The 12,396-nt window shown below is 70.9% G+C and carries 7 protein-coding genes and 1 pseudogene; 3 read left to right on the forward strand and 5 right to left on the reverse strand.

The genetic code is table 11. The features are described 5' to 3' along the window. Positions 1-157 precede the first annotated feature (157 nt). Genes D7X12_RS02555 through D7X12_RS02565 form a run of 3 tightly spaced genes read left to right on the forward strand, consistent with a single transcriptional unit; the run spans position 158 to position 7,832 of the window. Positions 158-3,829, forward strand: a complete 3,672-nt coding sequence (locus D7X12_RS02555; protein ID WP_120623664.1) for an AsmA family protein — start codon at positions 158-160, stop codon at positions 3,827-3,829. Continuing rightward, entirely contained in the window at positions 3,826-4,365 is a 540-nt protein-coding gene (locus D7X12_RS02560; RefSeq protein ID WP_120623665.1) for a DUF1318 domain-containing protein, read from the forward strand. The genes D7X12_RS02555 and D7X12_RS02560 overlap by 4 nt, the downstream gene beginning before the upstream one ends. Continuing rightward, on the forward strand, positions 4,359-7,832 hold the full coding sequence (locus D7X12_RS02565) for a TolB-like translocation protein (protein ID WP_120623666.1): 3,474 nt from the start codon (positions 4,359-4,361) through the stop codon (positions 7,830-7,832). The genes D7X12_RS02560 and D7X12_RS02565 overlap by 7 nt, the downstream gene beginning before the upstream one ends. Positions 7,833-7,856: 24 nt before the next feature. On the opposite strand, the gene D7X12_RS02570 is transcribed toward D7X12_RS02565, so the two are convergent. The 5 genes and pseudogenes from D7X12_RS02570 to D7X12_RS02590 form a co-directional block, all read right to left on the reverse strand. Then, complete coding sequence (locus tag D7X12_RS02570) at positions 7,857-8,381, reverse strand: endonuclease V (protein ID WP_341868198.1); 525 nt, start codon at positions 8,379-8,381, stop codon at positions 7,857-7,859. A 266-nt stretch (positions 8,382-8,647) separates the two neighbouring features. Further along, complete coding sequence (locus D7X12_RS02575; RefSeq protein ID WP_244224310.1) at positions 8,648-9,640, reverse strand: GNAT family N-acetyltransferase; 993 nt, start codon at positions 9,638-9,640, stop codon at positions 8,648-8,650. 24 nt (positions 9,641-9,664) lie between these two features. After that, a complete protein-coding gene (locus D7X12_RS02580) occupies positions 9,665-10,714 on the reverse strand; it encodes an acyltransferase family protein (protein ID WP_120623668.1) in 1,050 nt (349 codons plus the stop codon). Between the two features lie 149 nt (positions 10,715-10,863). Continuing rightward, the gene (locus D7X12_RS02585; RefSeq protein WP_244224311.1) at positions 10,864-11,808 is read right to left on the reverse strand and encodes a GNAT family N-acetyltransferase; all 945 of its coding nucleotides are present in this window, start codon (positions 11,806-11,808) and stop codon (positions 10,864-10,866) included. A 205-nt stretch (positions 11,809-12,013) separates the two neighbouring features. Then, a pseudogene (locus tag D7X12_RS02590) lies at positions 12,014-12,396 on the reverse strand (hypothetical protein); the annotation flags it as partial.

The raw sequence follows: 12,396 nt of genomic DNA on the forward strand, positions 1-12,396 counted from the left end.
TTGTCATTGGCACTGGAATCACTGACGTCGCCCCGAAGGTGAGGAGTGAGTGCGCGGTGCCCTCCTGCTCGCCCTCCGCCTCCGAGGCGGCCTCGGATTGAAGGCCGATTCCGCCACATGGTAGGACGCAGGTGGCCGGTCGCCTCGACGGAACACCATGGAATCCCCCGGAGTTGGACGGCCTCGTCGGCGACTGAAGCGACTCCTCGTGGGCGCACTCCTGGTGCTCGTCGCCACCGTGGTGCTGTTGCTGGGCGCTGGAGTGGTCGTGCTGCACCAGCTCGACCAGCCCTGGCTGAAGCAGCGCATCGTCTCCCGGGTGGAAGCGGAGACGGGCCTGCGGCTGGACTACCAGGTCGCCCGCGTCTCGGTGCTCTCGGGGTTGCACCTGGAAGCGCTGGTGGTGCGGACCCCGTCGCCGTTCGAAGACGCCGCGCCGGAGCTGCTGCGCGTCGGGACGCTGGAGGCGCACTGGTCGCTCCGTGCCCTGCTGAGCCGCACACCCCGTGTCGAACGGGTGGTGGCGCGGGACGTGGCCTTCACCCAGGTGACCGATGATGCGGGCCCCACGTCCCTGGATGCGGTGACGGGCCCGGAAGAAGCCCCTGAGCCTCTTGAAGCACCCGTCGGAGCCTCCCGGCAGGCCGCGGCCTTCCTGGCCTCCGCCCCGCCGTTCGGGACGATTGAACTGTCGGGCGTGTCGCTGGGCTACGTCCGCGTCCGGAACGGCGCCGTGGTTGACCGCTGGTCCCTGAGCGGACTCGCGGCCCGGATTGAAGCGAAACGCCACGACGGCGCCTGGAAGCTCTTCGCGGAGCTGGGCCCGCCTGGAAGCCCCCTGCCGCTCGTGCTGGGCCGTGAAGGTCCTGCCACGCCCGCGGCCCAGGCAGCGCTGGAGCTGGCCCTCTCGGCGGAGCTGGGTGCCTCCGCCGCGCGCGCACGGGTGGACCTCGATGTCGCACGGCAGTCCTTCGCTCCCGGCTTCACGGTCCGCACGCTGCTGCACGGCGCGGTGACGGCGAAGTTCGAGGGTGAGAAGCAGCACATCGCCGTCGACCTGGACCGCACCCGGTTGACGGACAGCGCCGAGGTGCAGGCAGGGCTGGTGCTCCCGGATGCGGCGGAGCTCCCGCCCGTCCTGATCAGGGCCCTGGCGGACGTGGATCTCGGACGGCTGTTGCAGGCGCTCCCGGAGGACCTGCGTCCCTTCACCCTCGAGCGCGGCAAGCTGCACCTGGAGGCCCTGGACGTCACGCTCAGCGCCATGCCCCAACTGGGGGCGCAGGGCCGGCTCGGGCTGGAGGTGGAGGTCGCGGCGCTCCAGAAGCCCCAGCTGTCACTCGGCGGAGGACGCATCTCCCTGGCGGCGACCCCGGATCCCCAGCAGGGGCTCACCGCCCAGCTCGCCTTCGCGCTCCACGGGCTGGAGGTCCGGGGGCCCACCGCGCTCCGCATCCCCAAGGCCTCCGGCGAGCTGAAGGGTCACCAGCTGCGGCCAGACCTCGCATCCCCCCTCCAGGTCGCGGGGGACGTGGCCCTGTCGGGACGGGTGGAGGCCCTGGACGTCCGCACCTCCGGGCTCCGGGTGGTAGCGGAGCGTCTGGGATTGCAGCTCCAGGCTCCGCTCACGGGCAAGCCTCCCTTCACGCTGAAGGCAGACCTGCCCGTGGGGATGCTCCAGGTCATCACGGCGGAGGGGCAGGAGCTGGTGAAGAGCCCCGTGAACGTGAAGCTCCACGCGTCGGAGGTGCATCCCCGCTGGGAGGAGCCCCGGCTCAGCCGCGCCCGCGCCCTTCTGGAACTCGACGTGGGCACGCTGCACGCGTCACTGGATGCGACCAAGGGGACCGACGACGTCGCCTATACGTTGGACGTCCAGACCCCGGACCTCGTCGCCGCCCGGCCCTTCATCCCGGACTCCGTCGCCGCGCATGTTCCCTGGAAGGGATTGGGGGTGGCCCTGGCCTCCAAGGGCAGGCTGACGGCGCTCTTCTCCGCGTCCCCCCGGTTGGAGCACCGGACGGAGCTGCGCTTGCAACGGCCGGGCTGGGACGACGTGACGGCGCGCGAGGCCACCCTCGTGCTGGACTCCCACGGCGATGTCTGGCGGCACCAGGGCGAGCTGGACCTCCAGCTCGAAGGGCTGCGCATTGGCGACAGCGACGCGGGCCCGCAGCATCAGCGCCTCACGCTGGACGTGGATCGCCGCAAGCCGTCGCTTCGGCTGGGGCTCACCAGTCAGGCAGGACTGAAGGTCGAGGTCGACGCCGCGCTGGCCTTTGATCGCAAGGCCCGGGCGCTTCGCGTGGACCTGAAGGGCGACCTTCCGCCCTTGGGTCCCCTCGCTCCCCTCCTCGCGCGGGCCGGGGTGCCCAGGGAGGTCGAGACCTCGCGGGTGGCCTTCAAGGGCGAAATCCACGGCACGCTGTTCGGCGTGCTCACGGGCATCACCGCGGATGGGACTCCGCTCCTCACGCCGGATCCGCTGCGCACCGGTGCCTTCGAGGGAACCGCGGTGGTGGACGCATGGGGGCTGCGCTGGAGACAGGATGCGCTGTCCATCAACCTCCCCGAGGCACACTGGAAGGCCGAGTCCCACGTCGACGGGCCACGCCGCCGCGTCCACAGCCACCTGACGGCGGAGAAGCTCTCCGTGAACCTGAGCGACCGCCGACTGTCATTCGCCGGCCTGTCGAGCGACACCACCGTCTCCTTCACCGACAAGCTGGAAGCGGCGGAGATGGAGGGCAGACATCAAATCAAGGTCCGCACGCTCGAACAGAATCCGGCGCTGCCCTACCCCGTCCAGGACCTGGAGACGTCTTTCACCATCCGCCACAAACCCCATGGCGTCATCCACGTCCCCGACCTGAAGCTGGTCAACCCCGGCACCGGCACCGGGCTCAACGTGCAGGGCCGGCTGGACATGAGCGACGGACGGCGGCGTCTGGCCTTCCGGGGGGCGCTGGAGCAGGACCTGTCCAAGCTCGCGCAGCCCGGCCGCATCGAGAGCAGCGGCAAGGTCTCCGTCGACTTCCGGGTGGCCTCCCCCGACCTGGTGATCTTCCGGACCGTCTCCCGCCTGGTCTTCCAGAACGTGAACCTGCGGCTGCCTGAATCAGGAGTCGCGGTGGAGACGCTCGACGGCGACGTGCCGCTGACGGAGAACGTGGAGTTCAGCGAGGGCCAGGTGCAGCTCTTGAGCGACACCGACGTCAACCCCTACGCGATGCTTCGCTTCGCCGACCAGCATCCCCTCTACTCCAGCAACAGCTTCGTGTCGGTGGGCCGCATCACCACGCCGCGCCTCACCATCGCGCCCCTGGCGGGCAACCTGTCCATCACCCAGAACGTCGTCTCCATGAGCCAGCTTGAGATGGGCGTCCGGGGCGGGCGCATCACCGGCCAGTGCCTGCTGGACTGGAAGGGCAAGCACTCCACGCTGGAGGCCCACGTGCGGGCCACGGGCGTGAAGTCGTCCCGGGGCGAGCCCTTCGACGGCAATGCCGCCGTGGTCATCTCCGCCAGGGATCGCAGCGTCAACGGGCGCGCGGAGATCCTTCGCATTGGCAACCGCCACCTGTTGGACCTGCTCGACCTGGAGGATCCACGCCACGTGGATCCCGCCACCAACCGCGTCCGCTACGCCCTGGGCCTGGGCTACCCGGAGCACGTGCGGGTGAGCTTCAATCACGGCTTCGGCAGCCTGCGCATCACGATGGGCGGGCTGGCCCAGCTGATCAGCATCGATGAGATCCGGGGCATCCCCCTGGGCCCGCTCGTCGACCGGATGCTCCTTTCCATGACTCCTCCCGAGGCCCTGCCATGAAACACCGCGGGTTGCTGCTCCTTGCCGCCCTCGCCGCTCCCGGCTGCATCCGCGCACCGGAGATCGTCATGGTCGACCGCGCGACGGCGCTCGAGGAGCAGGCCTCGGGTTCATTCAAGGACGTGGAGCAGCGGCTGGCCCGCGCGGGCATGAGCCCCACGCCGGTGCCGCTCACGCCCAACCAACTGGAGGAGCTGGGCATCCAGCCCGCGCCGCTCATCGAGAACCTGGGCAAGACGCCCGCGGACCGCGTGGACGACCTGCTGCGGCGCCACTGCGTGGGCGAGGGCCGGGATGGGCTGCTCGTGGTCACCCGGCGTCAGTGTCAGGCCGGGCGTCTGTCCTCCGACGACGTCGCGCTGGTGGAGCGGGTGAACCGCGGCCGGATGCAATTGTGGCAGTGGATGCGGACGGTCCGCCCAAGCGTGCCGGAAGCGACGCTGCGGCAGAACTGGCAGCAGGCGCACGCGGAAGGGGTGGTCTGCGGCGGCTGGGTCGAAGCGGGTGATGGCACCTGGGGAGAGAAGAAGTGCTGACGCCGGGTGGCCGCTGGTGCGTGGCCCTCGCCGTGCTCATCGCCAGCGCGGCCGTGGCCCAGGAGGACGACAGCGAGGGGGGCCTGCGCACGCTCTCCCGGCTCACCGTGGGCGTGGGGGATCAGTTCCTGGGGCAGCTGGGGCCGGATGGGAACACGCTGCTCTTCGTGTCCAACCGCAACATCGCGACGGAGATCTACGCCCAGGACCTGGAGCAGGGTCGCGAGCGCCGCCTCTTCGACGAAGGCGCGGACGTGACGTGGCCGCGCGTGAGCCCGGATGGCAAACACCTGCTCTACATCTCGTTCCGCACCCAGGCCAGCGGCCAGCTGTGCGTGAGGGACCTGCCGGAGGCCAGGGAACGCCGCTGCCTCGAGGAAGAGACCAGCGCGCTGCAGGCGGAGTGGATGGACGCGTCGCACATCGCGCTGGTGAGCCGCTCGACCATCCAGGGAGACCTGCGCCTGTCGCGGGTCGCGGTGGAGCGCGAGTGGAGCGTGAGCCCGCTGCTCGAGCGCAACCTGACCAGCCCCACCCTCTCTCCGGATGGGCGCTGGCTGGTGTACGTCCCCATCGAGCGCTCCGTGCGGCAGGTGGGCCCGGGCTTCGCCGCGCGCGCCGCGCCCCACCTGGAGGCCGTCCGGCTGGACCGTCCCGGCGCGGCCCCCACCCCGCTGGCACTCGACCTTCCGGGCCAGAGCGGGCAGCCGGTGTTCGCGCGCGATGGGCGCTCGCTCTACGTGGTGCAGTTCTTCACCGACTCCAACGCGGACGGGGCGATTGATGCCAGCGACAGGGGCGTGCTGTTCCGGGTGCCCTTCGCTTCCGAGCGCGACGACGCGCCCGAGCGGGCCTCGGCCTCCAGTCCGGATCAGCTCACCAGCGGGGCCTGGAGCTGTCAGTACCCCGCGCCGACGGCCGCGACGCTCATCGCGACCTGTTCGCGCGACCAGTCGCTGGATGTGTATCAACTGCCGCTGGACGGACTGGTCCCCAGCGACTGGGACGTGCCCCGCCTCAATGAAGAGCTGGGGATGGTGGGCCGGCGCGCGGATCAGCTCCTGCTCTACCGTCAGCGCCTGCTGCGCGAAGCCCGGCCCAAGCCCCGCCGGCTGCTGATGATGCGCCTGAGCCAGCTCCACCTGGCGTTCGAGGACTTCGACGCGGCGGCCTTCTACGCAGGCCACATGTCCTCCGTGGAGGACCCCGCCACCCGGGGCCTGTCAGAGCCGCTGCGGCTCCTCATCGACCACCGGCGGGACATGAAGGAGCGCGAGCGCGGCCGCATGGTGGACGAGCTGAGCGAAGCCGAACGCCAGCGCATGGCCGCGTTGGATCCCGCGGGTGCGCCCAGCCCGCCCTCCGCCGTCTTCCAGCACGTCGTGCGCAGTGAGCTGGCGCAGGCCGCGGGCGACTTCACGCAGGCGCGCCAGGAGCTGGAGGCGGCACAGCTGACGGACACCACGCCGCGCGCGGTGCTGGAGGCGTGGTTCGAGCGGGCGGACACGCTGTACCGGGCGCTCGACGACCGCGAGGCCCTGCTCGACGCCGGCCGCCGGCTGTCCACGAACAAGGTCTTCCGTGACGACGACCAGCTCGACTTCGCCCGCGCCTCCGTCCGCGCGCTGTACCGGGGACGCCCCTACGCCGAGGCGGACGCCGCGATGGCCCGGGCGTTGGAAACAGCGCCCGCCGGTTCAGCGCTCGCGTTCGCCCTGGAGCTGGGCCGCCACGTCAATGCGTTGCACGAGGAGCGTCCGCCCCGCCCCGTCCGGGATGCGCTGATGGCGTTCTACCATCAGCAGCAGGACCCGCTCCGCCGACGCGCGCTGGTGCAGGACGCCGTCGAGCGCGCGGTGGGCCTCGGCGCGGACGGGGTGCTGGAGGCCCTGGCGACGGCCTACGTCGAGGACGCTCCGGCCGGCACCGAGGAGGCCCGCCGGGCCGAGCGGCTCTTCCGCCGTACGCTGCTGGGCCGCGCCTACCGCCGCCTGGGAAGGCAGCGCCAGGACGAGGCGCGGGCGGACTTCGACCTCGTGACACGGCGGACGGGCTCGCTGGAGAGCGCCGTTGAGTCCATGAGCCTGCGCCTGCGGGCCGGCGTCAGCCCGGAGGTGGTGGAGCAGGAAGTCACCACCACGTCCGCGAAGATGCGCCGGCCGCTCGCGCACTTCGTGAAGGCGTACCTCCTGGCGCGCCAGTTGCCCAAGCTGGAGGACGGCGCCCACGCGCAGGCGGTGGCCACCGCCGTGAAGGAGCTGCGCGCGGCCTGGCCGGAGCTCAAGAACCAGCGCGCGGCGCGGGCCCTGTATGGCGCCATCCAGCACGAGGACTTCCTGCGGGGCCACGACCCCGCCGCCGCCGAACGCGCCAACCGGCACTACCTGGTGGCCCTGGACCTGGTGCGCAACAACATCCGCTACAAGGCGATGGTCCTCGGCGCGCTGGGGATGCTGCACACGCAGGTGGGCAACTTCCACATCGCCCTGGGCTACCTGGACCAGCGGGACGCGTATCCCTATGTGGACAACGCGGCGGGGGTGGCGGTGTCGCTGGCCCGCGCCCGGGCGCTCCTGCACGTCGGCCGGGACGCGGAGTCCGCGAAGGCCGCGGACCAGGCCCTGGCCCTGGTGGATGCCACGCCGAAGCTGGCCCGGTTCGCCACCCTGACCCTGGATCGCGCGGCGCTCTACAACCTCGCGGCGGGCCGGTTCGAGCGGGCCCTGGCGCTCTACGGCCGCGAGCTGCCCCTCGTGGAGGCCAGCCCCCGCGACGACGAAGGGCTGCGCAACCGGCTGGTGGTGCGCCTGTCCCGCTGCGCCGCCGCGTTGGGCGCGGGTCAGCCCCAGCAGGCGTTGGCGGACCTGGACCAGGTGGAGCGCGACCTGGCGCTCCCCGCCGTGCAGGCCACGCTGAATCAGGCGCGGGCCACACCCCGGCAGGTCCAACGCGCCTACCGCATCATCGCCGCGGGCCTGCGCGCCAACGCGGAGACCCGGCTCGGGCGCCTGGACGCCGCGGCCCGCGCGCTCGAACAGCGACGCGCGTTGTTCCTGGAGCAGTTCGACGAGACGGACCGCGACGAGGACGTCCGCGCGGCGACGCTGGCGGAGCTGCGGCTGGCCGAGAACGCCGTGGACCGCCAGGACCCGACCCAGGCGGCCCGCTGGCTGGGCAAGGCGCTGGAGCATGCCGACGCGCTGAGGGAGCGCACCCACGCCCCCGTCGATGCCAATCAGCTGGATGTGCTCTGGTTCGCGGCGCAGCTCCACGCGGAGGGGAACACGCGGATGCCCTTCGACGTGCCCCAGCGCATGGGCGAGGCGCGGCGCAGCCTCATCGTGCAGCGCGACCCCGTCTGGCGCGCCTATCGGGCGTGGTTCGACATCTACCTGGCGCTCGGCGCCACAGAGGGGCCTACCAAGGCGGCCAGCAACGCCCCGGCGCAGGCGCCAGAGGCTCGCTGAGCGTCGTCCCGGGGAATGCGCTCGTCAGGGCGCACGGCACAGCCGGTCCACCCGGGTCAGCATGGTCGGCATGCGCGACGCGCCGTGCATCCGCCGGACCTGCTGCGCGGCGCTCGCGGTCTCCATCCCGATGGCGGTGATGAGCAGGGGCCGCAGGCTCTGTCCGCGCACGATGGGCTGCGCGGATCCGGTGCTGACATAGGGCGTCTTGGCCACGCCGACGATGGGCACCGTGCGGCAGAGCGCCTCGTACAGGTGGGCGCCCAGGCCCGGCTTCTCCTCCCCCAGCCACACATACCCATCCACGATGATGGCCTTCAGTGGCTCCTGCACCGCGGCGAGCACGCGCAGCAGGTGCGGCAGCTCGCGGCGGTAGAAGTGGCCGGGCTCGTAGGGGGCCGCGATGGGGCCGCGGTCCACCCACTGCGCGACCTCCTTGGCGTCGGGCCAGTCACGGAAGAGGACACACCCGGCCACGGTGACGTCAGGCCGGTAGTCCACATCCACGCAGGCGATCATCCGGTCCTCCTCGGTACGGGGCACCCTCACCGCGCAGGGTAGGCGATGCGCGGCGCCCCCGCGACACCGGCCTCTCGCGACACGGGAGCGTCAGGCAGAAGGTGGGCACCCGGGCCGGAGCTGGAGGACCGGCCGTCCTGCCCGAACGCCCGCCCGTCCCTCTGGCCGCCATGCCAACCACGGCTCAGCGCCGGGTGAGCGTGCCCCGGAAGTCCAGCGGCATGGGCATGGCGGCCAGCCGCATCCGCGCGGCCCCGGGCTGAAGGATTGAGCCTGCTTGTAATTGGGCTGGCGTCTCAGGCCTGCGGCGCGCGATAGGCCGGGAAGTATCCCCTGTCGTTGCTGCTCGCGGAGAGTCGCTCGTACACCGAGGGCTCGCAGATCAGCTCGTGCGTGCAGAGGTGGGAGCCCGCGTTCGCGAAGCTCCGCTTGAACTGTTCGAGCCCGTCTCCCGGCCGGATGCCGCCCCCCAGGTGGAGCGGCAGCCCGAGCCGCGAGGTGAGCTCCACCAGCGCCCCGAAGACGGTGTTCTTGGCCGGCGAGCGCCCCAGGTCCGCATCCGCCGTACCGCCCAGGTAGTGATGCATCACGCCGTCGCTCAGGACGCCCACCGCCGAGGAGGCGATGTGGCCGTCCGCGGCGCGGGTCGTCGCGAGCCAGGCGACGGAGGAGGAGAACAGCTGCTCGAAGTACGCGTCGGAGAAGAAGTACCGGGAGAGCGCACCGTCGCGGACCATGGTCTGCCGGTAGACCTCCTTGAAGCCCTCCCGCTCCTCGTGGGAGGCCTCGAGCACCGGACGGCAGGTGCTCACGAAGCCCAGCCGGGTGTTGCGCCGCATCTGCCGCCGGGCCTCCGCCTGGAATTCGAGGGGGAGGCTCGGGTCGATGAAGAACACCTCGTTGCGCTCCGTCCCGCCCGCGAAGCAGCGGGGACCGGCGACGCGGTCGCGCACGAAGATGCTGACGAGCCCGGTGCCGGCCCAGTCCACGGCGTCCTTCGGCACCTCGCTCAACCCCTCCATCCGCCCACCGGGAAAGCCATACGGGGAGATGGCGTCGCGGTAGGGCGTCCCTTCAATGGTCCGTACGATGAGCGGCACCCGCAGCGCGTTTCCTCCGCCGTCCTCGATGACCAGCGTATGGGTCGCGCCCTCGGCCCGCAGGTGGTGGGCGGAGCGGAAGTAGTCGTCCGACAGGGCTGACCTTCCCTCGTCAGGCACGAGGACGGCGCGGCATGGCTTCAGGCCCGGAGGCCTGACGACCCGCGAGGCTTCGGAGTGATTCATCATTCGAGCGCATCCTTTCGAAGGCCCTCATGCAACGTGTGGCATGACCACCGCTTGAGTCCGGGCCCTCCGCCGCCACTGGCGGTAGCCGCGCAACGCGGGCTGCTCGACGCGGTAGGTGATGAGGGTGGCCAGCAGGAACCCGACAGCGAACGCGACCGCGATGGCTGCCTCGGGGCGCCACCCCGCGGCCTCGAGCCGCCGGATGACGACGTAACCGATGTTCTGGTGGACCAGATAGAACGGATAGGAAATGAACCCCATGAAGAGCAGGGGCCGCCACGTGAGCCAGCGCAGCGCGCCCCGGGAGAGCGCGTAGCAGAGGCCGAGCACGACCCCGAACACGGGGAGGGGGGCGATGCTCCCCACGAGCACCTCGTGCGCGAAGCAGACCCCCACCAGCGCCAGCGCGGAGGCGGCGGAGACCTCGCCGCGGCTCTGCTTGAAGGCCAGCACGCCCAACGCGAAGAACTGCAGGTGCGGCCGGCCCGCGAAGCGCGCGACGAAGGGCATCCCCATCGCCTGGGCCGCCAGCTCCGCCAGGGTCTGCAACACGACGAGCACGATGAAGATGGAGATGACCCTGGGCAGCGCCCGCGCGTACGCGAGCACGAACATCAGCAGGTAGAAAGACAGCTCGATGGTCAGCGTCCAATACACGGTGTCCACATGCGGGACGCGAAGCAGCTCATGAAGCATGGTCAGGTTGATGAGGGCCGTCTGGAAGCTGAACTCGCGGTCCGGCAGCCCGAACAACGACACCACCGTGAAGGTGAGCGCGACGGCCGTCCAATAGGCCGGGTAGAGCCGGGCCGCGCGGCTCGTCACGAAGTCCCGGGCCCGTCCCATGCGCTCCAGCGACATCAGGATGACGAAGCCGCTGATGGCGAAGAAGAGCTGGACCCCATACTTCCCGAAGTGCGCCTCCCCCCAGAGGGGAGCGGAGTGCCCGTAGAGGTCGCTGTACTCGGCCGTGAAGTGATACAGCGCGACCACCAGTGCCGCGAGCCCCCGGAGGGCGTCCAACTCCACCAGGCGCGGGGGGCTTGCATCCGAGGCGGCAGCAAGGCTTCTCATCCGGGTTCACCTTTCCTCGATCTCACCGGCAAGCGCTCGGAGCGTGTCGAAAGGTAGGTGGCGCCCGACACCCTCACCATGCTCCCCGCGGTCGCGGGCAGGTGTCATGTCCTTCGCAACGGTCGGCCCTCGCGTCTCAAGCCCGCCGCTCAAGTCCGTGGCGCGCGATAGGCCGGAAAGAAGTCGCCGCCGGTGCGGCCTTGCGACAGATGGGCATACACCGTCGGTTGGCAGATCAGCTCGTGGGTGTAGAGGCGGGCGCTGGCGTTCGCGAAGCCCCGCTTGAACTGCTCGAGGCTGTCACCCGGCCGCAGGCCTCCGCCCAGGTGGAGCGGAACCCCGAGCCGCGTGCAGAGCTCCACCAGCGCCTCGAAGACATTCTTCGCGGGCGAGCGCGCCAGGTGCGCATCCGCCGTGCCGCCCAGGTAGTAGTGCAGCAGGCCATCGCTGCGGACCCCCAGCGCCGCGGAGGCCACGCCCCCCTCCGGCGCGCGCGTCGTCACCAGCCAGGCGCAGGGCGAAGCGAACAGCTCCTCGAAGTAGGCGTCGGAGAAGAAGTACCGGAGGCTGGCCCCGTCGCGGACCATGGTCTGCCGGTAGGCCGCCTTGAAGCCCTCCCGCTCCTCGCGCGGCGCCTCGCGCGCCTCCCGCGCGGTGCTCACGAAGCCCAGCCGGGTGTTGCGCCGGATGTGCCGGCGGTGCATCTCCCGGAACTGCACGGGCAGGCGCGGGTCGATGAAGAACACCTCGTTGCGCTCCGTCCCGCCCGCGAAGCACCGGGGGGCCGAGACACGGTCGCGCACGAAGATGCTGACGAGCTCCGTCCCCCTCCAGTCCACCGCCTCCTTCGGCACCTCGCGGAGGCCGTCCACCGTGCCTCCGGGAAAGCCATACGGGGAGATGGCGTCGCGGTAGGGCGTCCCTTCAATGGGCCGCACGATGAGCGGCACCCGCAGCGCGTGGCCCTGCCCATCCTCGAGGACCAGCGTATGCGTCACCTGCTCGGCCCGCAGGTGGTGCGCGGAGCGGAAGTAGTCCGCAGACAGGGCCGACACCCCTGCGTCAGGGACGAGCACGGCCCTCGTTTGCATCATCCTCATGTCTTCCGACCCCCCCGGGTCCTCACAAAGGAGCTCCACCCTGGGATGGATGCCTCTGGGCGCTGGGAACGCACCTTGGCGTTCCCAGGGGACGTTAGCCTTCCGGCCCTCCCGCCGGAGCCGCCCCCCGGGACAGCCCTGATGTTGGAATCAGGAATCCATCGCCCAGGTCACCCCTCGCAGTACCGAACCGCGCGGCCTACTGCGCGGCCTGCTCGGACAACAGCCGCACATTGAGCGCGCCGTTGGCGAAGAACTGGCTGTTGCGCCCCACGGTATGCGCCTCCAACCGGCGCTGGAGGGGGATGTCGTAGCGGCCCAGCTTCATCAGCCCATCGTTGAACCAGCCATCCCCCACCCCCGAGCCATCCACGTAATCCGCGTACCTCCGGGGCGCGGGCCAGATGACGGTGTTGAGCGTCGCGACGAACCGGCGGATGTCATTGTAGTTCCACGTCATCTCCGCCGCGTATGCCTCGACGATGAAGGCCAGCACGTTGTTCGCGTGCGCCACGTCCTGCCCGGGCTGGGCGTAGGAGCCCCAGTGCTCACTCCAGAAGTAGGCCGTCGGGTGGGCGGGGT

The organism is Corallococcus sicarius (assembly GCF_003611735.1).
GTDB lineage: Bacteria > Myxococcota > Myxococcia > Myxococcales > Myxococcaceae > Corallococcus > Corallococcus sicarius.